This window comes from Bacillus sp. T33-2 (assembly GCF_002860205.1).
In the GTDB taxonomy this organism is placed as follows: Bacteria; Bacillota; Bacilli; order Bacillales; family Cytobacillaceae; genus T33-2.
Genome location: NZ_PGVB01000021.1, coordinates 129396 through 155951 on the forward strand (window position 1 = coordinate 129396; position 26556 = coordinate 155951).

The window sequence follows — 26556 nt, forward strand, 5'->3', positions numbered from 1 at the left end:
CCCAAAAGTGATTCTACCTGTTTTGATTTTTAAATTAAAATGGTGCAATCAAAAGTATATAAAACATAACATAAAAAGACCGATGGTGCTGGATACACCATACGGTCATGCAATAGACAGGTTCCCTCTATGGGGATGAGCGAGGAAAAGAAAGTAATCCACGCACTGATACTGGGGAGCTCAAGTGCGGATTACTTTTTTGTGTTAATGCGGACGATAGATACAATCCAACTGGAGAATGCATTCAACTATATCAGAGATGGAAACAAACTATACAGCGCCCCCTTTTTATGGAGGGAAAGCTGACCAACCTTGAATTTCTATATGAATTACGACTCCTTTATATCAAGAAAAACAGAACATGCGCTCTTATATTATGAGAATATTCAAAATTATAAAATTAAGAAACCGTGATAACATACATATACATAATCGAGGAGAATACCAGATGAAAGATCACATTCTGCAAGTAATCAAACAAATTGAAAAAGAGTATGAGGTCAAAGTGCTTTTTACGTGTGAATCAGGCAGCCGTGCCTGGGGCTTTCCTTCAAATGATTCTGACTTTGATGTCAGGTTCATTTATGTACACAAGAAGGACTGGTATCTTTCCATCGACCGGGGGCGTGATGTAATTGAAATCCCTGCACATGACTCACTTTCAATCCCTATGGACCAACTGTTGGATGTGAGCGGCTGGGAACTGACTAAGACGCTTAAGTTATTCAGGAAATCCAACCCGCCCCTTTTGGAATGGCTGCGTTCGGGGATCGTCTATTACAAAGCGTACTCGACGATAGATAAAATGAGAGCATTTGATACCAGGATTTTCGCACCGACTTCCTGTTTGCACCATTATCTGAATATGGCAAAAGGAAATTACCGTGACTACCTGAACGGACAGGAAGTGAAAATTAAAAATTACTTTTACGTACTTCGGCCTATTCTCGCGGCAAAGTGATATAACACCATACCGCCAATAGAATTTCAAACATTGCTTGAGGACATCCTGCCGGACGGAGAGCTGAAAAGGAGAATAAAGACCATGTTGCAACGAAAAATGGCGGGTGAAGAGCTCGCTCTGGAGCCAAGAATCGAGGTCATCAATCAATTCCTTGATGAGGAAATTGACCGCCTTGTAGCATACGCAAAAAGTCTGAACCTCAGAGTCCTCAATCCTACAGAACAGCTAAACAAACTATTTCGTGAAACTTTGGACGAGGTCTGGGGAATCGATTCATAGACACCTTTATTTATGTTGCTCCTGCCGGCTGACGTCCTCAATTTGGTCGGACTGATAGGTGTAAGTACCTCTCACAGACTTTTGCCCGGTTAAATACATTGCGAGCGCGACGTCTTTTGCTCGTATTGGTCTAAACTTCCTGAGCCCTCCGGTTAAAAAAAACTTGAAGAATGGAGTCAGCGAGGCAGCGATATGCTCTCCAGGACGATATTCCGCCCGATCCCCAAGCAACAGGGATGGCTGGAAAATATGCAAGGAAGGAATGCCAATTTTCTTAACCTGTTCTTCCACCTCTCCCTTGATTCGATTATAGAAAATCCGGGAATTTGCTTTGGCGCCAAGTGCGGTTATGACCAAGAATTTCTCGACCTCATTCTTCCTGGCCAGCTTGCACAACGTAATAGGGTAATCAAAGTCCACCTTTCGGAACGTCTCTTGTGAACCAGCCTTTTTTATCGTCGTTCCAAGGCAGCAGTATACGTCATTCACTTTAAAATGCTTTTCATAGTTTTCAAGCTGGTCGAAATCGACGACGATTTGCTCTAGCTTTTGGTGTTCAATGTTGATGTGTTTTCGGACAAGCACAGTTACTTTATTGTAAGCTGCGCTTTCAAGCAGGTAATGCAAAAGTTCTTTGCCGGTTAATCCACTTGCTCCGACGAGAAGTGCTGATTTGTATATTTCCGTCATTTTAAGATCATCACTCCTGACTCAGGTTAAATGATTGCCTCTCTAAATTATACCTTGAGCGCTATCTTTTTGATACAGCTTGGGCATTCAGTCCCTCCAACGAAATTTTGCTGTTCTGATTTTCCAAATCCCTTTCTTTTGGTTTAAGTTAATTTTTAGGGCAGATTACGATTGATACCATGACCAACGTCAAATTTTATGTTTCCCTATTAAAATGCGTAAAAAAAGACCAAATCCCATTGGACCTGGTCAAAAAATCATGTTTGTTTTCTCTCCGTGGCGGATTGCATTTTATCCCTAATTAGTGGTTTGCCGCTTTTTCAAGTGAGCGAGGAGTTTTATGGACCGCAAGTTTTTCAATCAGTTTATTGCTTTCTGTATTCAGTCCTTTTAAACTCACTATTACACCATTTTGAGCGTACTTGATGACAATCTTGTCAATCGCTCCCACAGCGGAATCATCCCAAAGGTGTGCATTTGACAAATCCAGGTCAACTTCCTTTACTTCTTCTTTATAATCAAAACTGTTTACAAAATCAGTTACAGATGCGAAGAAAAGCTGGCCTGAAACATGGTAAATCTTTTTCTGGGAGCCTTCAGCGGAGAGGCTGGTTACTTTTACTCTCGAAATCTTGGATGCAAAGAAAATCGCGCTTAAAATAATCCCTGCTAATACTCCCTTTGATAGGTCATGAGTCTGAAGCACAGTTATTACAGTCACTATCATTACGATTGTATCTGTTAGAGGGACCTTATGGATTGTCTTTAACGCGGACCAGTCAAAAGTTCCTATGGACACCATGATCATAACGCCGACGAGGGCAGCCATGGGGATTTGTACAAGGAAATCTTTTAGCAATATGATCAATGTCAATAAAAAGGCTCCTGCCACAAAAGTGGACAGACGGCCGCGTCCCCCTGATTTCACATTAATGACGGATTGTCCAATCATCGCACATCCAGCCATGCCGCCAAAGAAACCTGATACAATATTGGCGATACCCTGGCCGCGTGCTTCCTTATTCTTGTCACTGTCTGTATCGGTCATATCATCCACAATGGATGCGGTTAGCAGGGATTCTACCAATCCGACAATCGCAATGGATAATGAATAAGGAAAAATGATTTGCAAAGTTTCCAAGGTAAACGGAATATCTGGAATCAAAAATACAGGCAATTCGGATGTCAGCTCGCCCATATCCCCTATTGTCCGGACATCCGTTCCTGTGATCACTGCAATGATTGTCATCACAACGATCGCAACCAACGGTGATGGAACAGCTTTAGTAAAACGGGGCAGAATATAAATGATCGCTAAAGCGCCTGCTAACATTGCATACATTTGCCATGATTCACCGGCAAAATGAGGAAATTGGGATGTGAAAATGAGAATCGCCAGTGCATTTACAAACCCAATCATCACAGATCGGGGAACAAATTTCATCAAACGTCCAAGCTTTAAGGCTCCCATGATGATTTGTATTACACCGGTCAATATAGTTGCCGCAAGCAAATATTGCAGTCCATATTCTTTAACGAGTGTCACCATCAATAGTGCGGTTGCACCAGTTGCTGCAGAAATCATGCCGGGCCTTCCGCCAACGAACGCAGTTGTAACTGCAATACAAAATGATGCGTATAATCCAATCATCGGGTCTACTCCAGCAATAAGTGAAAAAGCGATTGCTTCTGGAATTAACGCAAGAGCGACAACAATACCTGCGAGTATATCTCCCTTGATGTTGCCAAACCATGAAGAAGATTTAATACTGTGTATGTTCAAATCTGCACCTCTTCCTTTATATTATGTTTTGACTTTCAACTCTCATGAAAGCCGGGTCCGTTCAAAACATAAAAAGTATAAAGGAATGTGGCAAATTTGTGAAATACGATGTAAACGGACACATAATCTTATTGCGGCGAGATGCTTCATTTTCCTCTTAATTTCGGAGAAATGCTTAAAATGAATAATAACAATATAGTAAATGCAGGAAACAATCTGGGGTTTTGACAGGAATATTTTCGAGGCTTGGTGTGCAGCCGCTCGATTTTAGATTTTATCTGTATTTCAACACATTATGTTATTTTACTATTAATACAGGACAGTTCGCCCGTTTGGCCACTTTATGGCTGACGCTCCCCAGCACAAATTCCTGAAGTACGTTCAGTCCCCTGCTTCCAATCACGACGATGTCAATATGGTTTTTATTTGCATATTCCACTATTTCCGGCCCTGGCTCTCCATGCAAAATTATTATTTCATATGATACACCGGATTGTTGCGCCATTCTTTCTACATCTTTCATGCGCCCTTTTCGTTGATCTCGTAAATCTGCAGCATTCCAATTCTTTAACACATCGGATTTTACTTTATCGGGGTCAACCACATACACCACTTCAATTTTCGAGCCAGGACTGCTTTTTGCAATGTTAATCGCATTTTCAGCTGCTCTTTTGGAATGTTCAGAACCATCTGTTGCTAATAATATTTTTTTGTACATCCTTTTCCCCCTGATGTTTCCCAGTTAACTCACTAATTGTGTACCGGCTTGATTAAACGTTATATACACAATACCATTTAGTTATTGAGGTTTGAAGGGATTATTTTGCCATGTCCAACGCAGTTACATTGAGTCAGGATTAATAATTGGCACAGCCAGCTGGGATAGCCACAACAAGCATTTGATATGAGCTTATGTCTGCTATTCTACTCTGGAATGGAATTAAAAAAGTATCGATCAAGCCTTTTCAACAATTGTGGCAATTCCCTGGCCAACTCCGATGCACATTGTTGCAAGTCCAAATTTTACGTCATCGCGTCTGTTCATTTCATGCAGAAGCGTCGTTAAAATTCTGGCCCCGCTTGCACCGAGAGGATGTCCAAGTGCAATGGAACCACCATTTACATTTACTGTTTCCGGGTTAAGCTTCAGCTGCCTGGTACATGCTAAAGCCTGGGAAGCAAAAGCCTCATTCAGCTCTACAAGGCCGATATCCTGAATCGAAATGTTTGCCCTCGCGAGCGCCTTTCGGGAAGCATAGATGGGCCCCAGGCCCATTAAACGAGGTTCAAGTCCTGCGACAGCCGATACGACGTATTTCCCCAATGGCTTCATAGCCAACTGCTCCATTTTATATGCGCTCATCAGCAGGAGGACCGATGCTCCGTCATTGATCCCGGATGCATTCCCCGCTGTCACTGTCCCATTTGCGAAAATGGGGTTCAACTGTTTCAAGGCTTCCTTTGAAGTTGCAGGCCTTGGGTGTTCATCTTTTGCAAATATTTCCACAGTCCCTTTTCGGCCTATAATTTCAATGGGGACAATTTCGTTTTGAAACTTCTGATTTACTATTGCCTTTTTTGCCTTCATCTGGCTTAAAAATGCAAAATTATCTTGATCTTCGCGGGATATATTATATTTTCGTGCGACATTTTCAGCGGTTTGTGGCATGCTGTCCGTACCGTATTTCTCGTCAAGCAACGGATTGATAAATCTCCACCCTATTGTTGTATCATAAATCTCCATGTTGCCGCGCGGGAAATCAGTATCCGGTTTACCCATGACAAAAGGTGCTCTTGTCATGCTTTCTACTCCTCCGGCGATAAAAACATCCCCTTCACCAGCCATGATTGCCCGCGCCGCATAATTCACAGCATCCAGCCCGGAACCGCATAAACGATTAATCGTTGTTCCACCAATCTCCACAGGTAGTCCAGCAAGGAGGGCTGCCATTCTTGCTACATTCCGATTTTCTTCCCCAGCGCCATTTGCATTCCCAAGAACGACGTCTTCAATTTCATTTACGGGCACCTCCGGATTCCTGCTCATCAGAGCCTTTATGACGGCAGCCGCCATATCATCCGGCCTTACAGACTTTAAGGCTCCCTTATACCGGCCAATTGGCGTTCTTACGGCATCGATAATATAGACTTCTTTCCGAGCCATTTCACTCACCTCTGTAAACACGTATTCTACTGTTTGGGTAAATGCTTTGCTGGTTCCCTTCTGCACACGCGGCGGACACCAGCAAGTATTGGCCATAAAAACCCGGCAGTAAGGAACCCGGTCGGGAATATCCACCATACAAGTACATTATTAAGTGGAATGCACCCTGTTAGAAACCCTCGCCCTAAATTCATTAGCCGCTTGTTTAATTGCCTCTTTTCCGTCAGCCAGGAATTCAGTCATGCAAAGAAATCCGTGGATCATGCCAGGTACGCATGTATATTTTGTATCGACACCGGCCTTTTCCAATTTCTTTGCATATTGCTCTCCGCCATCACATAACGGGTCATACTCAGCTGTCATGATATAGGCAGGAGGAAGGGATGGAGTAATGTCATCCGGAATTAAAATTGGTGCCGCCAAAGGATTTTGTGTTTCCGAGGGGTCATTCAAATATTGTTCGACAAACCAACTCATGGTTGACTTTGTTAAATAATAGCCTTCTCCATATTTTTCATAAGAGGAAGTAGCCTCAAATCCAGTCGAGGGATAAAAGAGCATTTGGTATGCGATGAAAGGTGTTTTCCTTTGAATAGCCAAGTAACAGACGACAGCTGCAAGATTCCCTCCCGCACTATCACCGCCGACAGCTATGGACTTACGATTAATGCCGAATTCAGAAGCATGTTCCCAAACCCACTGTACAGCCAGGTAAGCATCTTCAACAGCTACAGGGAACTTGCTTTCGGGGGACAGGCTGTAATCAACAGAAACAAGAGTGAAATTTCCTTCTGTCGCGAGTTTATGGCACAGCGCATCATGTGTCTCGATGCTGCCAATTACCCAGCCACCGCCATGAAAATAAACAAGTGCGGGACTTTCTGTTGATTCATTTCCTTCAGGTGTGTAAATCCTGATACCAATGTCACCCTTAAATCCTTGAATTCTTCTGTCCTCTGTCCTGGCTCGCTTTTCTGCTTTGCTTAAAAGCTTACAAGACGTTTCGAACCCATGCCGGGCTGCCTCCAGAGGCTGCTGTTCAATGGGGGGAAGGCCCTTTGCTTCAAACATTTCCAACAACGCTTTCGCTTCCGGTTTCAAAGACATTTGCTCATCTCCTTAATATAGAATGAAAGTGTTCTGTCAGGCTAAATTGTCACAATCCGCTTTCCATCACATAGAAAAGGAACCACGTCAAAAAGGCTCTTCTGGGCAGCAAATTCAATTTCTTTATCAAAGCCATATTTTGATAGCATTTTTCCTACACGTGAACATGATAAAATATATGCAGCGTTATCTTTATTCGATTTGTAGAAGAGGTGGGAAGCAAACGCTGAATCTGTCATTTCAATCTTGTCCCTGTGCAGGTCCGTCAGGCAGTCGATGAAATAACCAGCTCCGTAAAAATCCTCCACATTGAATTGATTAGAAGATCCTGAACAAACCAATATGATGGTTTTAGCCTCGGAATCTTGCAAGATATGATTTACGACTGCCCTGCTGTTGAGGAGTGACGCCGCATACACTGCACCCGCCATGGAACTGTTCTTGAGGGCGATTGTACCGTTTGTGGTTGACAGGATAACGGTTTTCCCTTGAACCAGGTGTTTTAGTTCAAGCGGGTTCGGTGACAGAAAGCCATCGATGGTTACCCCCTGGTACTCTCCCACAAGAACAAAACTGCCGTCTTCCCTTCCCGTCGCTTCCTGCCTTGCCTCGGTCCCGTCCAAAACAGGAATGACTTCTTTTGCACCAAATTCAAGGGCGGAAGCAACAGTTGAGGTAGCGAGCAAAACATCAAAAACCACTGCCACTTTGTTCTCCCGCATTTTTTGCCGGTCGATGTCTTCCTTCTTCAACAGAAGGTGAATTTTCAACATGAATTTTGCTCCTCATTCATTTCATTTGAGCTGTATAAAGGGAGTATTGGATCAAACTGTCTGTAAAAGCATTCATGCCCGCAAACCGTTCATCCTGCGTCTGTCCATTCTTCCACCTGTAATAGATTTGCTGGCAAATTACTGCCAGTTTGAAGTAGGCAAAGGTTAAATAAAAATTCATCTGTGAAAGATCCCTGCCGCTTCTTTTCGCATAGCGCTCCATAAACTCGTTTCTCGTCAGAAACCCTGGGGTGGCCGTGACAGGCGGTTTACCCATGCCTTTTTTTAATAATTCGGGGTCATCAGGTTCAATCCAGTAGCTCATCGCAGCACCAAGGTCTGCGAGCGGGTCCCCGACTGTAGTCATTTCCCAGTCGAACAGCCCGACCATTTTGCTTAACTTCTCATCAAACATGGAATTGTTTAATTTGTAATCATAGTGGATGATTGCTGGTTCACGTGATGCCGGCATATTTTTCAACAGCCATTGTTTCAGGTTTTCGATGCCATGGATTTGATCCGTTTCCACCCTTTCATAACGTCTTATCCAGCCGGTAACTTGCCTTTCCATGAATCCGTCCGGTTTGGTCATTTCGGTTAATCCGGTTTTTTTAAAGTCAATATTGTGCAATAATACAAGGTTATGAACCATTGTTTCAGATAAGCTCCTGCATATTTCTTCTGTAGGGATAATACCTTCAGGAAATTCAGTATCCAATACAATCCCGTGTTTTCTTTCCATTATGAAAAACGGGCTGCCTATCACTCTTTCCTCCGCAAAAATAAATGGCTTGGGAGCCACCGGGAAGTGGGGATGAATTTCTTTGAGGATTCTGTATTCCCTTTCCATGTCATGGGCTTTCGGTGCAACCGGCCCAAGAGGAGGCCTTCTTAAAACGGCTTCCCAGCCACCTATTTTCAGCTCGTATGTCAGGTTGGAACGGCCGACACTGAATTGACTGATTGTCAATGGCTCCTCCGGCAGATCAGGTAAATGTAATCTCAAAAAGGACTCAATCACAGCAACATCCAATTCTTCACCTTTTCGGATTGGGATGGTATCAGACGCCATAAATGCCTCTCCTTTTCTTAAAAACTTGAAAGCTTTCCTGCAAATCTCACTAACCACTTCATAATACGTGGGCTCCACCATCAACTTCGATGATATCCCCGGTAACAAAATCAGATGCGGGAGCAGCCAGGAACAGGGCTACGCCTTTCAGATCGGTGTCAGAACCGAATTTCCTTAACGGGGTTCCTGCAAGAATCCGTTCTCCTCCCTTTTCTATCAGGACCTTTGACATTTTTGTCGGGAAAAACCCCGGTGCTATCGCGTTTACATAAACACCCCGCGGCCCCCATTTGGCCGCTAAATCCTTTGTAAAAGCAATTACCGCTCCTTTACTTGCACTGTACCCAATGGCATCCATATATTTTGGATCGGAGCCCTTCAGGCCTGCTATAGAAGCAATATTGATAATCTTTCCGGACTGCTGTTCGAGCATCACCCGTCCTCCAGCCTGGGACATCAAAAAAGTTCCGGTAACATTTACATTCATCACCTTTTGCCAGGCTTCCAGAGGCATTTCTTCAACCGGTGCACCCCACGAAGCACCGCTATTGTTGACAAGGATGTCAATGCGGCCGAATTTTTCCATCGTTTTATCGACAACATTCTGGACATCCACAGGGTTGGTAATGTCACATTTTAATGCTAAGGATTCCGTGCCAAGCTCTCTGATACGAATGCTAACTTCTTCGCAAGCTTCAAGGTTTCTTGAACACACCACTACATGAGCGCCTGCTTCTGCATAACCTTCAGCGATCTGCTGACCCAGCCCACGCCCGCCACCTGTCACAATCGCCACTTTACCTGTTATGTCAAATAAGTCTTTCACATGCATGAGAAAATCCTCCTCCGTATCACAATTGATGTTTCTTCAGCTCATATTTTGCGATCGCCCTTTTGTGCACCTCATCGGGCCCATCTGCCAATCTCAATGTCCTGATATTTGCCCATGCTGATGCAAGGGTGAAATCATCACTCACTCCTGCAGCGCCGAATGCCTGAATGGCACGATCAATCACTTTTAGAGCCATGTTCGGCGCAATCACCTTGATCATGGCGATTTCAGCTTTCGCTTCTTTATTGCCGACAGTATCCATCATGTAGGCAGCCTTGAGCGTAAGCAGTCTTGCCTGCTCAATCTCCATTCTTGATTCTGCAATCCATTCCTGGACAACTCCCTGTTCGGAGAGCCTTTTTCCAAATGCTGTCCTCTGCTGTACCCGCTTGCATAATTCTTCTAACGCTCTTTCAGCCGCCCCGATCGTCCTCATGCAATGATGGATCCTTCCAGGCCCCAACCGGCCCTGGGCAATGGCAAAGCCCTTTCCTTCTCCCCAAATTATGTTTGAAGCTGGCACCCGCACGTCATTGAATTCAATTTCAGCATGGCCATGCGGTGCATGGTCGTATCCAAAGACGGGCAGCATTCGTTTAATCTTCACACCAGGGGTATTTAAAGGCACCAGTATCATAGTTTGCTGCTCATATTGGGGAGCGGATGGGTCACTTTTGCCCATGACAATGGCAATTTTGCAGCGGGGATCACCTGCTCCGGATGACCACCATTTTGTCCCGTTAATTACATACTCATCACCCTCGCGGACAATGCTTGCCCTTATATTCGTTGCGTCAGATGAAGCCACATCCGGTTCCGTCATGGAAAAACAGGAACGGATCTCGCCATTCAGGAGCGGTTTTAGCCATGTTTCTTTTTGCTCCTCCGAGCCGTAGCGTACAAGGACTTCCATATTGCCTGTATCAGGTGAGGAACAGTTGAACACTTCCGGGGCAAGGCTGGACCTTCCCATAATTTCACACAGGGGGGCATATTCCAGATTCGTCAGCCCTTTTCCAAATTCACTGTCCGGCAAAAAAAGATTCCATAATCCCTTTTCTTTAGCCTTTTCTTTGAGTTTTTCCATAATGGTGGGAACTTTTGAAAAACGGTCATTTTTGTCGAGCTGCTCCTCAAAAAGGCTTTCATTTGGATATACATATTGATCCATAAAAATTGTCAACCTGGCTTGGTATTCCTTGACTTTGTCGGAATGATTAAAATTCAATGATTATCACCTCGTTTTCGGAATTACAACATACTAACTAGTTGGTATGTAATTAGTAAAATTCAAAAAATGGGATGGACACTCGATATCCAACGGTAGCAATGAACCCAGCACCCTGTGCCGGGCTCACTGCCACCTTTGTGTTAAAAATCCAAATCCATTAATCGGAGTAATGGTGGTACAATACTTCTCCTTTTAGTACCTCTTTGCCTTTTTGGTTGACTGCCTGTACCTGGAAGCGTGACTTATTTCCATTTTGCTCGTAAAGTTCCGCTTTTAGCGTAATTACGTCGTCTAAAAATACCATTCCTTTGAACCGGATCGAATAGTCCTGTATAAAGCCTTCTTGATAATATGAAGTAAATAACTTCGCCAGGTTGCCCATCGTCCACATACCGTGGGCAATGATTCCTGGCAGTCCCGCTTTTTTAGCTTCGTCGTCGATTGTATGGATAGGATTGTAATCGCCTGATGCCCCGGCATATTTAATCAAAGCAAGCCTGTCGACAGGCGGAAGTATGATTTCCTCCAATGCTTCACCGACTTGCAGCTCGCCTAAAGTTTTCATCCGGTCAACACCTTCCTTACAACTTCTGTAATAATGACGGTCTGTGTAGAAGTAAAAACAGTTTTCCCGTCTCTGTCCTCTCCATAGCTTTGAATAACCAGGAATCCCATCTCCCCCTGTGTTCCCTTTTTTTCAAAGTAATCTTTCACTTCCGAATAGCAGAGAATTTCCTCGCCGACGAGTATGGGCCTTTCATAATGATATGTTTGTTCTCCATGAATCAAGCCTTTGCTTGGCAGATCCAGCCCGTCTATGCTTCCGTAGTCGAAAACTCTTGGAAAGGTAGGCGGGGCTAGATTATTTTGATATCTCGACCTTCGGCCCGTTTCCTCGTCCACATAAATGGCGTGAAGATCGCCGATAGCTTCAGCGAATTTTTTAACTGCGCCTCTCTCGACGATGTTTGTTACTTTTTTCGATCGTTTGCCAATAAATTGTCTGAACAACACCTTTCGCCTCACTTTTATGTTTAGTTTTTAGGGCCGCCGGCAACATACAATACCTGGCCGTTAACAAAGGAGGATTTTTCATCAGCAAAAAATGCAACTGCATTGGCAATATCCGCTGGTTTCCCGCTTCTTCCGGCTGGTATGGTTGAAACACTTGCGCTAATCAAGTCTTCAAAGGAAATTCCGATCCGTCTTGCCGTTTCCTTTGTCATTTCGGTTTCTATAAAACCCGGTGCGACTGAATTGGCAGTAATTCCATATTTTCCGAGTTCAATAGCAAGTGTTTTTGTAAATCCCTGCAAGCCTGCTTTTGCGGCAGCATAATTTGCCTGACCGCGGTTTCCAAGTGCCGACGTAGATGAAATATTGATGATCCGCCCGTATTTTTTCTCCACCATATATTTTTGAACGGCGCGGGCTGCGTTAAAAGACCCCTTAAGGTGAACGTCCATGACCGTTTGCCAGTCTGAATCCGTCATTTTGAACAGAAGATTATCGCGGATCACTCCGGCATTATTCACTAAAATATCGACTGAGCCGAACTTTTCATACACTTCTTTTACAGACTGTTCAACCTGCTCTGGATCTGTAACATTGGCAACCTTTGAAAGCACCTGATAGCCTTTTTCCTGAAGCTCCCTGGCTGTTTCCCCCAAAGCTTCCTCATTTAAATCAATAAACGCAACCTTTGCACCTTCTTCTGCAAATAGCTCAACAATCCCTTTTCCTATCCCACGGCTTCCGCCGGTGACAAACGCAACCCTTCCATCAAATCTTCCTGCCATCTTCATGCCTCCTAAAGTGATGTCATCTGATACCGCTTTCAAATTAAACGAACTGCCCAAGCTTTACATGGCCTTTCAATAAACCCCTGGCAATGATCATGCGCTGAATTTCATCCGTACCATCATAAATTCTCCACAGCCTTGCTTCCCGGTACCATCTTTCTATCGGCAGTTCCCGGGTGTAACCCATCCCGCCATGAATTTGCAGCACTCGGTCAACAACCCGGTTCCCCATATTCGATCCGTACAATTTGGCTATTGATGCCAAGTGGCGGTTATCCTCACCCGCATCAAGTGTAAACGCAGCATTTAATACCAGCCATCTTGCTGCTTCAATTTCCACTGCTGAGTCGGCAATCATCCATTGGATTGCCTGCCTTTCGGCTATCGGCTTTCCAAAAGTGACGCGTTCCTTCGAATAATCAATCGCCATCTGCAGCAGCCGTTCAGCGGCGCCCACAGCCCTGGCCCCTACAATCCACCTGGCGAAACCGATCCATTCAAGACCAAGCTTATATCCGCCATCTACTTCTCCTAAAATATTTTCCTCCGGAACTCGGACATTATCAAAAACCAAGCTGGCTGGTCCCCATTCTCCCATTGTATGTATATACTCTGATTTCCAGCCCATGTCCCGGTCTGCGATAAAGCAAGTAACCCCGTCGCGGCCCATGGATGCCTGGTGCTTCTCTTTATCCGTTATCGCGATGACCATGACAAAATCGGCTTCGTTTCCTCCAGTAATGAATGTTTTTTCGCCGTTCAGCACCCATTCATTGCCTTCTTTTACTGCGGTCATCTTAATATTGCGGGTATCTGAACCAGCTCCGGGTTCAGTAATGGCAAAGCAGGATTTTTTTTCTCCATTGATGGTCGGAAGTAAATATTTTTCCTTCTGCTCGTCGTTCGCATAATAAAGGATGATGTCGGCAGATCCCCCGAACTGGAAAGGAACAAATGTTTTTGATACTTCCATGAAAACAATCGCCATCATCATTTGCCCAAGATCAGCGCCGCCATATTCAGCCGGCGTATTGATGCCCCAGAAACCAGCTTCTTTAGCTTTTAATTGAAGTTCCTTCAGCTTCCCTCCCGGAAGGCTTGGTCTTCCTTCCCGCTCATTTCTGAGAACATCGTTTTCAAGAGGAATCAACTCTTTTTCCACAAACCTTCGAATTGTTTTCTGGACCATTTTTTGCTCATCAGTCAGGCGTAAGTGCATCCCTTTCACTCCATTCTAACCTGCTAGGTTAATATTTAGTGTAGCCACCGCAAAAACATACCTACCAGTTGGTATGTAGTCAATTTCTATTTTATTCGAAATTTCAGAAAAAACAAGTTTTATATTGATTTACCTTCTGATCCTATCAAAACAAAGCCTGAAGTTGATCAGATAAATGGTGGCTAGGCATCGGCCTCCTTATCCGAGGAGTGAAACGGCCACGCTGGAAGTGAGCTTGATAATGGTTTGTCCTCTCGGTAGCCTAACACGTATTCTGCTTGAATGACCGTATGGATTTCACGTGTACCTTCATAAATGGCAGGAGCTTTTGCATTCCTTAAATATCTCTCTACTGGATATTCATTTGAAAATCCGTAAGCTCCATGGATTTGTACCGCATCGTTTGCTGCGTCAAAGGCATAGTCGCATGCGCACCATTTAGCCAGTGAAGTTTCTAGGGTATTGCGTTTCCCTTTGTTTTTTAACCAGCCAGCACGATAAACGAGCAGTCGTGACTGCTGCAGCCCTGCCTCCATCTTTGCAATCATCTGCTGGACAAGCTGATGCCGTCCAATTTCCTTGCCGAAGGCAGTTCGCTCATGGCAATACTTCACGCTCGCCTCGAGGCTTGACATAATGGTCCCGCACGCACCGGCCGCGACAGTGAACCGGCCGTTATCAAGGGCAGACATTGCGATTTTAAACCCTTCCCCTTCTTTTCCGAGTAAATTCTCTTTCGGTATCTTTACATTGTCAAAAAACAGTTCTCCAGTATTGCCCGCCCGGATTCCCAATTTTCCTTTGATCGCTTTTGAGGAAAATCCTTCCCAGCCGCGTTCCACAATGAAGGCCGATATGCCGTTATGCTTTCTGCTTTTATCCGTATAAGCAAATATTAAAAAGTGATCGGCGACATCACAAAGTGAAATCCATGTTTTTGACCCGTTCAGCACATAATGGTCACCTTTGTCCACTGCGGTCGTCTGCATGGCGGCAACATCGGAACCTGCGGCAGGTTCTGTCAATCCAAATGCACCCACCTTTTCTCCCTTTGACTGGGGAATAAGATACCTCAGCTTTTGTTGCTCGTTTGCCCATTGGAGCAAAGTCAAGCTGTTAAGCCCGGAATGGACGGATACGGCTGTCCTGAACGCTGTATCCCCGCGTTCCAGCTCCTCACAGACAATCGCAAGAGAATTGTAATCCATCCCGCTCCCGCCGTACTGCTCAGGAATGCACACGCCCATAAGCCCCAGTTCAGCCAGCCTGTTTATAATTTTTGTCTCGAAATGATGATTTTCATCCCACTCCTTTATATATGGCATAATCTCTTTATCTACGAAACTGCGCACTGTTTTTCTCAAAATCTCCTGTTCTTCGCTAAAAGAAAAATCCATCATTTTTTATACTCCTTATATACATATTGGAGGCCCGAAATTAACAAAGCAAAAGGGGGAATCGATTGATCGACCGCCCCTTCAGTTAAACTTTCAGCTGATGTTCGTTCTATTTTACAGCCAGCGGAACAACCATTTGCCCTACAGCCTCGATCAGCTCTTTCGGCATAGGGAAAGACACAGCCGCCGGATCCTTTGCAACTGCAGCTGCGGCCTGCTGCAAATCCGCTTCAGATAGATTGTACTCTGCAAAATCGGATGGCAGTCCTGTTTTATGCTGGAGCAGGCGCAGTTTTTCGACCACTTTTGCCAGCACAGTTTGGCCGTCATCCGCACTCTTTGTCTCTACCCTTAATGCATCTGCCAGTTCTTTAATTTTTGGCAGATAAAGGCCCTGCACCAATTCCACCACAACAGGCAGGAAGACGGCATTAGCGAGTCCGTGTGGAATCCGGAATAAGGCCCCGTAGGCATGGGCGAAGTTATGGACAGGAATTGCGTTTAAAGCAAAGCTGAAAGCAGTGATCCCCATTAAGCTTGCCTGAAGCATTTCCATTCTTGCATCGACATTTGCCCCATCCGCCACCACTAAAGGCAGGTTCTTTTCAATCAGCCTGATTGCATGAAGCGCATATGCGTCAGTCAGTGCCGTTGCACTAGGGGAGGCAAACGCCTCTATGGCATGGGTGAGTGCATCGAATCCGGTAAAGGCGGTGATCGCCGGGGGGAGTCCGACGGTCAGGTCAGGGTCCAAAACAGCCATGTCCGCACTGATGAATGGATTGATGATGTTAACCTTCATTTGGATATCTTCATTAAAAATCACGGCAATCGGTGATACTTCAGATCCGGTTCCCGCCGTCGTCGGAATGGCGATATGGGGAATCGGGATATAATTGGCTTTTGGAAATTGCTCAAACAGCAAACCTCCGGGAACAGCTTCCTTGATGTCGGACAATCCTTTATGCAACGCGTATTTAACACCTTTTACCGTGTCCAGGACGCTTCCGCCCCCGACTGCAAGAAGCGCATCAGCACCAACTTCCCTTGCATAGCGGACCGCATCGTTCACCGCACTGCTTTCCGCATCCTGGGAAATGTCCAAAAACACCCCTGCCATCTCAGGGCCAGTGCCATTCGGGGTCAATTCAAAGATTTGGGACACCTTTTCAACCACCCCAGCCTTCTCAAGGCCCCTGTCGCTAAACAATACTACTCTTTTGGCACCCAATCCGCGGAACAGGTCGGGAACAAGCGCCCGTGTATTGGATCCGCTGTAAATGGCGGAACGCAGCATGAACTGTGACATCGTTTTCGTTTGCATCCTCTTCACCTCATTAACTTGTTATTTGTTATTCGTTTGTATCGGAAAATAATAGGCCATACCAAATCCGTTTATGAAGTTCAGGAACCATTGAAGTATGCACATGCTTTACCTGGGTATAGGCGTCAAGCGAATGCTTGCCCATTTCGCGCCCGATCCCGCTTTGCTTATAGCCGCCAAACGGGGCATCGTTCCGGAGCATATGCCAATCATTAATCCAGACAACACCTGCCTGGAGCTTCCTGGCAACTTCATATGCCTTGTTGACATCCTGGGTCCATACACCTGCAGCCAGTCCATAGATTGAATTATTCGCCATTTTAATCGCTTCATAGAGATCTTTATATCGGATGACGGATAAAACCGGGCCAAATATTTCCTCGCGCGCAATTTTCATCTCATTCGTTACATTGGTAAAAATGGTCGGCTCAATGAAATGCCCGTTTTCACAACCTTCTACAGTAAGTTCTTTGCCGCCACAAACAAGGGTCGCACCCTCTGCTTTCCCTGCTTCAATATAAGAAAGGATCGTATCCCTCTGTTTTTTCGAAATAACAGGGCCAACATCTGTAGCAGGGTCAAGTGGATTCCCAAGCATAATTTTACCTGCCAACTGGACGAGCCCTTCAACCACAGCATCATGCAAATGGTCTGGAACGAACAGCCGAGTGCCTGATTCACACAGCTGGCCGGAATGAAGGAACACACCGAATAGGCTTCCAGGGAGTGCGATACTTAAATCAGCATCGTCAAGGATAATATTTGGTGATTTCCCTCCGAGCTCCAAAGTAGTATTCTTAACTGTACCGGCTGCCAACTGCATCACCTTCCGTCCTACCTCAGTTGAACCGGTGAATGCAACCTTATCCACTTTTGGATGGCTCACAAGTGCTTCGCCTACCTCCGCGCCAGGGCCGGTCACGACATTAATGACCCCTGGCGGCACAATCTTTGAGATAATCTCTGCAAGCTTCAAGGTTGACAGTGGTGTATAGCTTGCCGGCTTGACCACAATCGTATTTCCCATCGCAAGCGCCGGGGCAATTTTCCATGTCGCAATCATCATCGGCAAGTTCCATGGTGTAATCGCCGCACAGACGCCGATTGGCTCCCTCCAGATAAAGTTATGGGCTGGCCCAGGGAACGGAGGGCTTGGAAGCGTTTCCGAAAATGGGTATTCCTCTACAAACTTTGCCAGGGTCTGGAACAGGTCAACCATTTGAAGAATATCATTCCCGCCGATTCTTCTCACTGTACCGCCGGAACTGACTGCTTCCAGAAAAGCAAGCTCTTCGGCATGGGCAGCAATTTGGTGGGAGATTGCGTATAACACTTTTGATCTCTCTTTAGGCTTCATATTTTTCCAATCAGTGTTGTCAAAAGCGTTCCTTGCTGCTTCTACCGCCCTGTCAACATCCTCCTGTGTTCCCTTTGCCACTCTGGCAACAAGCTCACCCGTCGCGGGATTAAAAACCTCAAACGTTTCCTGGCTGGCTGCCGGCTCCCATTTTCCGTTAATAAATAACGGAAATGTTTTTACATCAACATTTACTGTCATGATTTAACCTCCTAAACTTTATTAAATAAATTCTACTTCGCTTTCAGAAAATCTATAAATTTCTTCTATCTTTTTGTCCTTTGCCCTCGCGAGTATTTCCATACGGACAGAAAGCTGTTTTATCGTAAAATTCATGGTGTCCTCCAGCAGATTTCCAAATTCGCTAACATCACGGCCGTCAAAACCTTCCTGGTTCAACTGAACCGCCAGCGGGGTCAGTTCCTGCATTTTGGCTGCGACTAAATCGAAAAGGTGCGGATGTTCGGATATTAACCTTTGAAGCAGGAAAGTTCCATAGCTGATATGCCTTGACTCATCCTTTTTCAAATTTCCGATCCCCTCCAGCAGGCCAGGCATGATGCTATCGGCTTCAAGTGACTGGTAAAAGGAATAGTAGCCTGTTTCCGCCAGGACACCTTCCACAAACATGTTGTACACGGTCGATGCCTCTGCAATTGCTTCAGGGGACTGGTCTGTGACAAGACGCTCCATCGCAGTTGGCAGGATTTCGTAGAAAATAGTTTTATAGGTACCCGTATGATAGACGGACAGGTCTCCCCTTTCCCCGATAGCGTTAAGGACCAGCCTAAAAAACTCAGTGTGCTTCGCTTCTTCAAATAGAAAGGTTGTCAGGAACATTTCCTCTTCAAGCCTGCCCTCTTTGGCTATCGCCATTATCAGCGGCAGCAAATCAAGCGTCACCGCCTCCTCTCCTGCCTGGAATTGCGATATTAACCGCAAAATGTCTGACCGTTGTACATCTGTAAGGTTCTGCCAATCCTGCACATCCTGTGTGAAATCAATGTCAGCAGGATTCCATATGCCAAACCTTTTCGCTTTTTGATAGAGCCGATACGGAAATGAATCCTCCAAAATTCCTCTATTACTTGTGGTCAATATGGTCCTTTTTTCCACTGATAAATCCCCCTCTGGAAATAGTTATGAATTCAATAGGAGTAAACACTAGGATGGTGTAATCACTTCTGCCGCGGTTTGCCTTAACCGGGTCTTTAAAATCTTTCCGACACCGTTTCGTGGCAGGGCATCCATAAACACGATGCGCCTTGGTGTTTTGTTCTTTGCTAAATGATCCTGGCAATATTGGATCAATTCTTCTTCGGCAACGGCTGCACCAGGTTTTTTAACGACACAGGCGATGATTTCTTCACCCATTTTTTCATCAGGCACACCCACGACAGCAGCTTCAAATACCTTACCATGCCCGTTCAGCAGCTCTTCAACATCCCGGGGGTATACATTGAAGCCGCCCCTGATGATGAGATCCTTCTTTCGGTCGACAATATACAGGTACCCATCGTCATCCAGCCTGGCCATATCGCCAGTATGCAGCCAGCCATTTCTTAACACACGATTGGTCTCCTGTTCGTTATTGTAATATCCAGGCGTTACGTTATCGCCACGGACAAGCAATTCACCGACATCCCCAACCGGTACTTGTTTACCTTCTTCGTCAACAATCCTTACTTCTACACCCGGTATGGGAGTTCCGACGGATCCCGGCTTAATGGCAATGTTTGTATTATGGGCGGTAACAACCGGTGCCGCTTCCGACAATCCGTATCCTTCAAGGACATCGGCCCCGAATTTGTTTTTAAATGCATTGAGAAGTGCAACCGGCAGAGGAGCTGATCCTGACCCTACCCATTCCAGGGAGGAAGTATCGTATTTGTCAGAATTAGGACTGGCCAGCATGGCATGGATCATAGCAGGTACAGCCGAAAAAGACCGGACTTTATACTTTTCTATCGCTTTAAACACTTCATCGAGGTCAAATTTGGAAAAGATGACAATTGAGCTGCCGGTTAAAAAACACGTATTTGAGATGGTAAGTCCGTAAACATGGGCAAGGGGGAGGACCCCTATTGTGGTACCTTGTTCGGTTTCGTTATGCGCCACGGAGTTAACTGCGTTGGAGTACAAGTTTTTATGGGTTAAAAGCACACCCTTTGGATTTCCCGTCGTGCCGGATGTGTATAAAATGACAGCCAGCCCATTATTATCCGAATCGGGTTCATTCCCGTTTGGACTGTCTGGTTCCATCATATCGTAAAGGTTCAATAAGCCATTGCCAGATGGCAGGTCTGCCACAAACAAAAGCGGCTTACTGTCTAGTCCATCTAGGGCGCTTTTAATATTTTCGGCTACAAATGCTGAGGTAATGACCGCTTTCGCATTGCAGTTTTGGATAATGAAACGGATTTCTTTTGGATGGAGGGTAAACATGACAGGCACAATGACTGCACCGCTTCTCGTAATTCCCTGGTAGGCAAAAATGACCTCAGGGCAATTGGGCATGCACACCACGACACGGTCCCCTCTTTCTATTCCGTGCCGTTTTAGTCCATTAGCAATTTGATCGGCATAAGTTTTTGTTTCCACATTTGTATACTGCTTTTCTTTGCTTATTAAAAATGGGTATTCACCGAATTCAGTGATATTAATTTCGAGCAAATCCTCTAGCTTCATAAAATCCTCTCCTATACCAAAATAGATAGAGTTCAAGAATGCATTAAAGGCAGCAGGTCAATAGTTGGAGAATAGATCTTCGTCGTGTTTATTAGAGCTTTCTATGGCTTCAAGATTAATTTGCCTTTCGTTTTGCGTGACTGTAACAATCGATGAACATCGGCGGCCTGGTCTAATGGATATACACCCCCTATCGTCAGTTTTAGTTGACCTTCCGATAAATAGTTGAGCATCTCCTCCAGGCTGGACTGGATTAATTTTGGATTTTTCATAATTTGCGGGAGGAAGAATCCGATAACCGACTGGTTCCTTGCCATAAGCGAAGACGGGTAGAATCTGCTCTGCTCGCCGCTTGCCACACCGTAAATAACGAGGCGCCCGAAAGCTGCAAGGCATTTCAGGGTTTTGTAAAAGACATCTCCACCCACCATTTCTAGTGCAACATTAACCCCTTTGCCTCCTGTCGCTTCGAGTACTTTTTCTTCCCACCCATCCTCTGTGTAATTGACCAGCACATCTGCACCCATTTCCTTAGCAAGGGAAAGCTTCTCAACCGAACTGGCTGTAGCAATCACTTTTCCGGCACCAAATAATTTAGCCAGTTGGACTGCTAGGGTGCCGACTCCACCTGCCGCCGCATGAATCAAAACCGATTCACCCTCATCAAGCCGGCCCATCGTTTTTAAACTATGGTAGGCACTTAACCCCTGCAAAGGCAATGCAACAGCAAACTCAAAATCCAGCTGTTCCGGCAGCAGGATAAGGCCTCTGCTGTCAGCCAGCACATATTGAGCGTAGCCGCCAGATTCAATTAATGTCGCTACCCTCGTCCCCGGATTTACGTTTTTGACAGCCTCTCCCACCCCAATAATCACGCCAGCTACCTCTGCACCCGGAACGAATGGAAGAGGTGTGGGCACCACATACTGTCCTTCCCTTCTTGCTGTATCCGCGTAATTTGCTCCAATGGCGTGTATTTCAATGAGTACCTGATGGCCTGTTGGCACTGGCCTTTCAAGCTCAACCATTTTTAATACTTCAGGGCCTCCATATTCCTTAAGCTGCATAGCTTTCATGTTCAGTCTCCTTATCGTCCTTTGAATTCCGGTTTTCTTTTTTCTTTGAAGGCTGAAATCCCTTCCTGGTGGTCTTCCGTTCCAACCATCAGTGTTTGTGTAATACGTTCCTGCTCCAATATTTCCTCCAAAGTAGCATTTAAAGCATGGTCGACAAGCTTTTTCTGCATCCCGTAAGCGCGGCTCGGCCCAATGGCGAGTTTCGAGGCAAGCTTAAGTGTTTCCTCCTGCAGCTTCTCAATCGGGACAAGATGATTGACGACACCCAGCTGGTATAACCTTTCAGCAGGAATCGGCTCGCCACTGAAAAAGAATTGCTTTGCAAGATACGGGCCCAGGCGCCGGGTAACAAAATAGGAGCCGCCGCCATCAGATACAAGCCCAACCTGAGAAAAACTAAGCGCGAATTTACTGTCTTCAGCTGCCACGATCAAGTCACAAGCAAGCGCCAGGTTAAAGCCTGCTCCGGCCGCGAATCCATGAACGGCCGCTATGACGGGTTTTTCCGTATCTTTGATTGTCAGGATGCATTCATTGAGCCTCCCAATATGGTCGTAAACCTGTACGGCATTTGCCTGCCCCATGGTTTTGACATCTCCGCCGGCACTGAAAGAACGGCCGGCACCAGAAAGGACGACAACTTTTACTTCAGGGTTTTGCTGCGCCTCACGAAGTGCTTCAGTGAGTCCGAGGATCATGTCGGGGCTGAAGGCATTCAAACTTTCCGGCCTGTTCAAAATTAACGACAGGACCGCTCCTTTTCGCTGAATCAATAGATGCTCTTTAGTCATTGTGCTCTCTTTTGACATCCTTTTTCTTCCTTTCTATTAAGTAATTAGCCAGCCGCCATCCACAAGAACATCTGAGCCTGTCATATATGAGGCCTCACTTGAAGCGACAAATGCGATGATATTAGCTATTTCCTCAGGCCTTCCAACCCGTTTCAGGGCTGTGTTTCTCTTTATCGCTTTGACAAACTGTTCATTCTTCAATCCCTCCTCTGTCAAAGGTGTATCCACAAACCCGGGAGAGACGGAATTTACGCGAATTCCAAATGTAGATAATTCCAATGCCAAAGCCTTAGTAAAATTAATCACCCCTGCTTTAGCCGCACTGTAGTGAGGAATGTGTGCGCCTGCCTGGTGCCCTGATAAAGATGCGACATTCACAATTGAACGGTTTTGAGAAACTTCCCCATCGTTCTCGGCAGATTCAGACATCAATTTCCCAAGCATTTTTGAAACCAGGAACACGCTTTTTAAATTGGTTTTATGAACATAATCCCAATCACTTGGAGCGGTATCCATAATCCTGGAATGGACGGATCCCCCTGCGTTATTGATTAAAACGTGCAAATCTCCATATTGCTGCTTTACAAACTCGCTTAATTCAGAAACATCTTCTTCATCCGAAACATCTGCAGCAAATATTTCTGCTACCGGGATTCTTTTATCTGAATTTATTTCTCGCGCAGCTTGCTGCAGCTTAGATTTTGTTCTGCCGACCAGAATCACTTTCGCGCCTTCATTGGCGAGCCGCATTGCTGCGGCCTTACCAATTCCGCTCCCTCCGCCAGTAATTACGGCAATGGTATCCGTGAACCTCAATTTGCTCCCCCCTCAAACAAGCTGAATAAATATCGAATATTCAAAATTTTAATTATGCACCAGGAAGCTTTTTAATCCTTCCTTGAGCAGTTCGGGCATAATCTCACTTTTTTGTTTTTTAAAATCAAAGAAAACCATCACTGCGTTACCCTTGGCAATCAGTTGATATGTTTGTCCACAAACAATGTCATGCTCAAGCTGAAAACTTTTCGTGCCAATCCGGGAAACATAGGTCTTGACTGTCAAGGTTTGATCAAAATAGCCCTGGCTGATAAAATCACACTTGGTCGAGGCCAGAATGAAGTTCCAATCGTTTGTATCCATCCTGTAGCCCAAAGATTCAATAAAGCGGATCCGTGCCTCCTCCAGATAGATAAAATAACTTGTATTATTGATATGCCCCAGTGCGTCCGTTTCGCTAAAACGGACCGTTACGTTAATCTCGTGCATCATCATCCCTCATTCCAGATACATAGCTCCCGGTTAATTGCATCTCCAGCATACCAACCAGTTAGTATGTTAATAAAATAATAAGAGGGAAGCTCCCTCGTTCACCTGTGTAATTCTACTCCTTTTAAAATCATGTCGACGAATATGCCTGCTACTTCACGGTCTGAATAACTGCCGCTTGGATTAAACCAATGATAGCTCCAATTGGCTGCTCCAAGTATGCCAAAAGTAACAATCGCCGCGTTCAAATCACCGCGGAATTCCCTTTTATCCATACCTTCAGTGACAAGATGTTCCACATTAAACCGGAACTGATCCCGCTTCGAGACGATTTGTGCAAGTCGGTCACCGCTCAGATTGTGCAGCTCCCTGAAAAAAATCTTGGCACTTGAACGCTTCGTTTTTATACTGCTTATTAACATATAGACAATTTCAAACAGCTTCCCTTTGCAGCTTAATTGACCATCCGTCATAATCTGTTCCTGACGACTAAGCAGCTCGTCAATGTATCGAAGATGAATATCCATTAATAGCTCTTCTTTGCTGGAAAAATAATAGTAAAACGTGCCCTTGGTCACTCCCATGGAATCGACAATATCCTGGATGGAAGTCTCGCTAAATCCTTTTTCCTCAAATAATCTTATGCTGTGCTCTGTTATTTTTTCCTTCATGCTGCTTCCTCGCAATCTCATAGTATGCACGTAAATTATACCATAATTTACCCCCTGGACTTTTAGCTTCTTATCATTTTAGCTTCCTAAAATGTAAGTCCGCCCCCGTCAACAGATAGCGTTGCAGGCGTAATAAACGAAGCTTCTTCTGAAGCAAGAAATAGAACCGCATTAGCCACTTCTTCAGGAGTTCCGATCCTTCCCAGCGCATTTGGGCTTGGAAATGACCGGCCATTTATGTTCGTCCTGTTTCCGTTCCCTCAGCTCCCCTGTGACAATGGCCACTTTATCTTTTAATCTCATTTTATGCTAACCCCGGTACGCACTACTAACCGGTCAGTATGTAATATAAAATTTATTATAGCAACATTTTGAAAATATTCAACTATTAGTCTAAATATTCTAAAAACAATTGTAAATTGACGTGAACTGATAATGAACAGTGAGCGGAGAAACCTATTAAAATATCCTTGAGAACCTCGTAATCAGACAAAATCCAGGCATTCCTCTGTCTACAGTTCAAATAAACTCGATCTAATCAAGCAATTCCCTTGCCTAAAAGCCGCTAGAATCTATGTATTAGACCTTATCAAGAATCAGCTTATGCCTTACAGTGCATTAAAACCGCTCTATTCGACCTTTTCAAGGAATTCTTTATGCGAAAAGTCTATTACAACCTTTCTATTCGACCTTTTCAAGGAATTCCTTATGCTAAAAGTCTATTACAACCTTTCTATTCGACCTTTTCAAGGAATTCCTTATGCTAAAAGTTTATTACAACCTTTCTATTCGACCTTTGCGGGGCATTGCTTATGCCTAAAGTGCATTTGAATCGCTCTATTCGACCTTCTCAAGGATTTTTTTAAGCCTAAAGTACATTAGAACCGTTCTATTCGACCTTCTCAAGGATTTTATTAAGCCTAAAGTACATTAGAACCGTTCTATTCGACCTTCTCCGGGAATTACTCATTCCTAATGGGGTTAGAACCTTTCTATTCTACCTTTTCGGGGAATGCTTATCCCTAGAGTCCATTGAACCTTTCTATTCGACCTAATCAAGGAGTGTCTCCGCCCCGAAATGTTTTAGGTCAATCGTTAGTATAAAATTACTCAAAGTAGGACCATCGCTTATAGCCTTTCTCTTTAAAATTATGCAAGAGGATTCTCCTTACCGACTTTTTTGAGTCTATTATTTTACACCACCCGTGAATGCAACTGGTGGTGATTTTCCGTTCAGGGAAGAGAAGCTTAAATTCCGCTATACTCCGTAATACTGCGTCTTCAAGCAGTTCTTGTTTCGCACACTGATTACAAACGCATTTTCTTCCAACCACAGAAATCAAAAATGAACTGCATTTTGAACAGATGATTCCCTTACGCAACTGATCATATTCATAGAGTTGTAGATGTTGGTACGGTGACTCGTCAATATGGAGCGATATTAATTTTTCTGCAAGCGCCTTGTGTCTTTAATTTAGCTTACCGGGCGTTGTGTTTACTTTCTTGAAAAAACAATTAATCTGAGAGGGGAAAATAAATGGCATATCAAGAGGGGCTTGGTAAAGGGTGAATTGAGGGTTGATGAAAACAACTGAAGCATCAATGTTGATTTTGTAATCAAGACTATTGAGTAACTGGCGCAACAAAGATTCACATCTACTCAATTGAGTTAGTGGATTACTTATTTCGAATTTTGGTTTCTTATTTATTCGATCCGATTCATAATAATAATCTCCTTCATAATTTTTAACCTCAAATAGATAAATCGTATCTGGTAACATCAATAGCGTGTCTACTTGGAAAGTAGTGCTGTTAATTTGAATCAATAAATCATTAATTATTATACAATCACACTGAAGCTTTTGTGTAAATGAATCAAACATTACTTCTCCTTCGAACCCTTTTTTCAGGTGAATATAGTACTGCTTACTTTTCTCAGGGAGGTCCATCCGGTTGTTTAAGTACCCAAGAGTGCGTAATTCAACAGATTCAGCGCGTAACTTCTGTGACATAGTCCACATCCTTTCTTATTTTTTGCTACAAGTCCATTGTTACAAAATATAGAAGAGC

At 44.6% G+C, this 26556-nt stretch carries 24 protein-coding genes and 2 pseudogenes; 1 reads left to right on the forward strand and 25 read right to left on the reverse strand.

The window, feature by feature from the left end; translation table 11 throughout:
- The first annotated feature begins 448 nt into the window (after nucleotides 1–448).
- A pseudogene (locus CVD19_RS15070) lies at nucleotides 449–1243 on the forward strand (nucleotidyltransferase domain-containing protein).
- Nucleotides 1244–1249: 6 nt separating this feature from the next.
- Here CVD19_RS15070 and CVD19_RS15075 read toward each other — a convergent pair.
- The 25 genes and pseudogenes from CVD19_RS15075 to CVD19_RS25740 all read right to left on the reverse strand — a co-directional run bounded on the left by CVD19_RS15075 (nucleotide 1250) and on the right by CVD19_RS25740 (nucleotide 26498).
- Nucleotides 1250–1933: an oxidoreductase gene (locus CVD19_RS15075; protein ID WP_101582753.1), complete on the reverse strand. Its 684-nt coding sequence runs from the start codon at nucleotides 1931–1933 to the stop codon at nucleotides 1250–1252.
- Nucleotides 1934–2234: 301 nt separating this feature from the next.
- Entirely contained in the window at nucleotides 2235–3716 is a 1482-nt protein-coding gene (locus CVD19_RS15080; RefSeq protein ID WP_101582756.1) for a SulP family inorganic anion transporter, read from the reverse strand.
- A gap of 298 nt (nucleotides 3717–4014) precedes the next feature.
- Nucleotides 4015–4434, reverse strand: a complete 420-nt coding sequence (locus CVD19_RS15085) for a universal stress protein (RefSeq protein WP_101582759.1) — start codon at nucleotides 4432–4434, stop codon at nucleotides 4015–4017.
- Between the two features lie 237 nt (nucleotides 4435–4671).
- A complete protein-coding gene (locus tag CVD19_RS15090) occupies nucleotides 4672–5880 on the reverse strand; it encodes an acetyl-CoA C-acyltransferase (protein ID WP_101582884.1) in 1209 nt (402 codons plus the stop codon).
- 150 nt (nucleotides 5881–6030) lie between these two features.
- Nucleotides 6031–6987 carry an alpha/beta hydrolase gene (locus CVD19_RS15095; RefSeq protein WP_101582761.1) on the reverse strand — a complete coding sequence of 319 codons (957 nt, stop codon included), beginning with the start codon at nucleotides 6985–6987 and terminating at the stop codon, nucleotides 6031–6033.
- 41 nt (nucleotides 6988–7028) lie between these two features.
- A complete protein-coding gene (locus CVD19_RS15100; RefSeq protein ID WP_101582764.1) occupies nucleotides 7029–7760 on the reverse strand; it encodes a 2-phosphosulfolactate phosphatase in 732 nt (243 codons plus the stop codon).
- A 16-nt stretch (nucleotides 7761–7776) separates the two neighbouring features.
- Nucleotides 7777–8832 (reverse strand): phosphotransferase family protein, encoded by a 1056-nt coding sequence (locus CVD19_RS15105; RefSeq protein ID WP_101582767.1) that lies wholly within the window; start codon nucleotides 8830–8832, stop codon nucleotides 7777–7779.
- A gap of 58 nt (nucleotides 8833–8890) precedes the next feature.
- Nucleotides 8891–9664, reverse strand: coding sequence for an SDR family oxidoreductase (locus CVD19_RS15110; RefSeq protein ID WP_101582769.1), 774 nt, complete (start codon nucleotides 9662–9664; stop codon nucleotides 8891–8893).
- A 19-nt stretch (nucleotides 9665–9683) separates the two neighbouring features.
- A complete protein-coding gene (locus tag CVD19_RS15115) occupies nucleotides 9684–10892 on the reverse strand; it encodes an acyl-CoA dehydrogenase family protein (RefSeq protein WP_101582771.1) in 1209 nt (402 codons plus the stop codon).
- Nucleotides 10893–11052: 160 nt separating this feature from the next.
- Complete coding sequence (locus tag CVD19_RS15120; RefSeq protein WP_101582774.1) at nucleotides 11053–11460, reverse strand: MaoC/PaaZ C-terminal domain-containing protein; 408 nt, start codon at nucleotides 11458–11460, stop codon at nucleotides 11053–11055.
- Complete coding sequence (locus CVD19_RS15125; RefSeq protein WP_101582778.1) at nucleotides 11457–11906, reverse strand: MaoC family dehydratase N-terminal domain-containing protein; 450 nt, start codon at nucleotides 11904–11906, stop codon at nucleotides 11457–11459. The genes CVD19_RS15120 and CVD19_RS15125 overlap by 4 nt, the downstream gene beginning before the upstream one ends.
- 23 nt (nucleotides 11907–11929) lie before the next feature.
- Nucleotides 11930–12694 carry a beta-ketoacyl-ACP reductase gene (locus CVD19_RS15130; RefSeq protein ID WP_101582780.1) on the reverse strand — a complete coding sequence of 255 codons (765 nt, stop codon included), beginning with the start codon at nucleotides 12692–12694 and terminating at the stop codon, nucleotides 11930–11932.
- A gap of 43 nt (nucleotides 12695–12737) precedes the next feature.
- On the reverse strand, nucleotides 12738–13916 hold the full coding sequence (locus CVD19_RS15135) for an acyl-CoA dehydrogenase family protein (RefSeq protein WP_101582782.1): 1179 nt from the start codon (nucleotides 13914–13916) through the stop codon (nucleotides 12738–12740).
- Nucleotides 13917–14098: 182 nt separating this feature from the next.
- Nucleotides 14099–15313 carry an acyl-CoA dehydrogenase family protein gene (locus tag CVD19_RS15140; RefSeq protein ID WP_101582886.1) on the reverse strand — a complete coding sequence of 405 codons (1215 nt, stop codon included), beginning with the start codon at nucleotides 15311–15313 and terminating at the stop codon, nucleotides 14099–14101.
- Between the two features lie 109 nt (nucleotides 15314–15422).
- Complete coding sequence (locus CVD19_RS15145; RefSeq protein ID WP_101582785.1) at nucleotides 15423–16637, reverse strand: iron-containing alcohol dehydrogenase; 1215 nt, start codon at nucleotides 16635–16637, stop codon at nucleotides 15423–15425.
- A 28-nt stretch (nucleotides 16638–16665) separates the two neighbouring features.
- A complete protein-coding gene (locus tag CVD19_RS15150; protein WP_101582788.1) occupies nucleotides 16666–18195 on the reverse strand; it encodes an aldehyde dehydrogenase family protein in 1530 nt (509 codons plus the stop codon).
- Between the two features lie 21 nt (nucleotides 18196–18216).
- Complete coding sequence (locus tag CVD19_RS15155; RefSeq protein WP_101582796.1) at nucleotides 18217–19110, reverse strand: R2-like ligand-binding oxidase; 894 nt, start codon at nucleotides 19108–19110, stop codon at nucleotides 18217–18219.
- Nucleotides 19111–19158: 48 nt separating this feature from the next.
- Nucleotides 19159–20682 carry a class I adenylate-forming enzyme family protein gene (locus CVD19_RS15160; protein WP_101582800.1) on the reverse strand — a complete coding sequence of 508 codons (1524 nt, stop codon included), beginning with the start codon at nucleotides 20680–20682 and terminating at the stop codon, nucleotides 19159–19161.
- Nucleotides 20683–20783: 101 nt separating this feature from the next.
- Nucleotides 20784–21758, reverse strand: coding sequence for a quinone oxidoreductase family protein (locus CVD19_RS15165; RefSeq protein WP_101582803.1), 975 nt, complete (start codon nucleotides 21756–21758; stop codon nucleotides 20784–20786).
- An 11-nt stretch (nucleotides 21759–21769) separates the two neighbouring features.
- Nucleotides 21770–22549 carry an enoyl-CoA hydratase/isomerase family protein gene (locus tag CVD19_RS15170; RefSeq protein ID WP_101582889.1) on the reverse strand — a complete coding sequence of 260 codons (780 nt, stop codon included), beginning with the start codon at nucleotides 22547–22549 and terminating at the stop codon, nucleotides 21770–21772.
- A 36-nt stretch (nucleotides 22550–22585) separates the two neighbouring features.
- The gene (locus CVD19_RS15175; protein WP_101582806.1) at nucleotides 22586–23365 is read right to left on the reverse strand and encodes an SDR family NAD(P)-dependent oxidoreductase; all 780 of its coding nucleotides are present in this window, start codon (nucleotides 23363–23365) and stop codon (nucleotides 22586–22588) included.
- A 48-nt stretch (nucleotides 23366–23413) separates the two neighbouring features.
- Nucleotides 23414–23815: an acyl-CoA thioesterase gene (locus CVD19_RS15180; protein ID WP_101582809.1), complete on the reverse strand. Its 402-nt coding sequence runs from the start codon at nucleotides 23813–23815 to the stop codon at nucleotides 23414–23416.
- 101 nt (nucleotides 23816–23916) lie between these two features.
- On the reverse strand, nucleotides 23917–24486 hold the full coding sequence (locus CVD19_RS15185) for a TetR/AcrR family transcriptional regulator (protein WP_101582891.1): 570 nt from the start codon (nucleotides 24484–24486) through the stop codon (nucleotides 23917–23919).
- Nucleotides 24487–24572: 86 nt separating this feature from the next.
- Nucleotides 24573–24738, reverse strand: a pseudogene (locus tag CVD19_RS15190) (SDR family oxidoreductase); the annotation flags it as partial.
- 1217 nt (nucleotides 24739–25955) lie between these two features.
- Complete coding sequence (locus CVD19_RS25740) at nucleotides 25956–26498, reverse strand: nuclease-related domain-containing protein (protein WP_308314875.1); 543 nt, start codon at nucleotides 26496–26498, stop codon at nucleotides 25956–25958.
- Nucleotides 26499–26556: the final 58 nt, after the last annotated feature.

Excerpts from the sequence above, each read along its gene's own strand:
- CVD19_RS15110 (WP_101582769.1), bottom strand. The coding sequence starts at position 9,664 with ATGCATGTGAAAGACTTATTTGACATAACAGGTAAAGTGGCGATTGTG.
- CVD19_RS15095 (WP_101582761.1), bottom strand. The coding sequence starts at position 6,987 with ATGTCTTTGAAACCGGAAGCGAAAGCGTTGTTGGAAATGTTTGAAGCA.
- CVD19_RS15090 (WP_101582884.1), bottom strand. The coding sequence starts at position 5,880 with ATGGCTCGGAAAGAAGTCTATATTATCGATGCCGTAAGAACGCCAATT.
- CVD19_RS15170 (WP_101582889.1), bottom strand. The coding sequence starts at position 22,549 with ATGACTAAAGAGCATCTATTGATTCAGCGAAAAGGAGCGGTCCTGTCG.
- CVD19_RS15105 (WP_101582767.1), bottom strand. The coding sequence starts at position 8,832 with ATGGCGTCTGATACCATCCCAATCCGAAAAGGTGAAGAATTGGATGTT.
- CVD19_RS15135 (WP_101582782.1), bottom strand. The coding sequence starts at position 13,916 with ATGCACTTACGCCTGACTGATGAGCAAAAAATGGTCCAGAAAACAATT.
- CVD19_RS15145 (WP_101582785.1), bottom strand. The coding sequence starts at position 16,637 with ATGCAAACGAAAACGATGTCACAGTTCATGCTGCGTTCCGCCATTTAC.
- CVD19_RS15140 (WP_101582886.1), bottom strand. The coding sequence starts at position 15,313 with ATGGATTTTTCTTTTAGCGAAGAACAGGAGATTTTGAGAAAAACAGTG.
- CVD19_RS15185 (WP_101582891.1), bottom strand. The coding sequence starts at position 24,486 with ATGAAGGAAAAAATAACAGAGCACAGCATAAGATTATTTGAGGAAAAA.
- CVD19_RS15130 (WP_101582780.1), bottom strand. The coding sequence starts at position 12,694 with ATGGCAGGAAGATTTGATGGAAGGGTTGCGTTTGTCACCGGCGGAAGC.
- CVD19_RS15120 (WP_101582774.1), bottom strand. The coding sequence starts at position 11,460 with ATGAAAACTTTAGGCGAGCTGCAAGTCGGTGAAGCATTGGAGGAAATC.
- CVD19_RS15085 (WP_101582759.1), bottom strand. The coding sequence starts at position 4,434 with ATGTACAAAAAAATATTATTAGCAACAGATGGTTCTGAACATTCCAAA.
- CVD19_RS15075 (WP_101582753.1), bottom strand. The coding sequence starts at position 1,933 with ATGACGGAAATATACAAATCAGCACTTCTCGTCGGAGCAAGTGGATTA.
- CVD19_RS15100 (WP_101582764.1), bottom strand. The coding sequence starts at position 7,760 with ATGTTGAAAATTCACCTTCTGTTGAAGAAGGAAGACATCGACCGGCAA.
- CVD19_RS15160 (WP_101582800.1), bottom strand. The coding sequence starts at position 20,682 with ATGAAGCTAGAGGATTTGCTCGAAATTAATATCACTGAATTCGGTGAA.
- CVD19_RS25740 (WP_308314875.1), bottom strand. The coding sequence starts at position 26,498 with ATGTCACAGAAGTTACGCGCTGAATCTGTTGAATTACGCACTCTTGGG.
- CVD19_RS15165 (WP_101582803.1), bottom strand. The coding sequence starts at position 21,758 with ATGAAAGCTATGCAGCTTAAGGAATATGGAGGCCCTGAAGTATTAAAA.
- CVD19_RS15150 (WP_101582788.1), bottom strand. The coding sequence starts at position 18,195 with ATGACAGTAAATGTTGATGTAAAAACATTTCCGTTATTTATTAACGGA.
- CVD19_RS15180 (WP_101582809.1), bottom strand. The coding sequence starts at position 23,815 with ATGCACGAGATTAACGTAACGGTCCGTTTTAGCGAAACGGACGCACTG.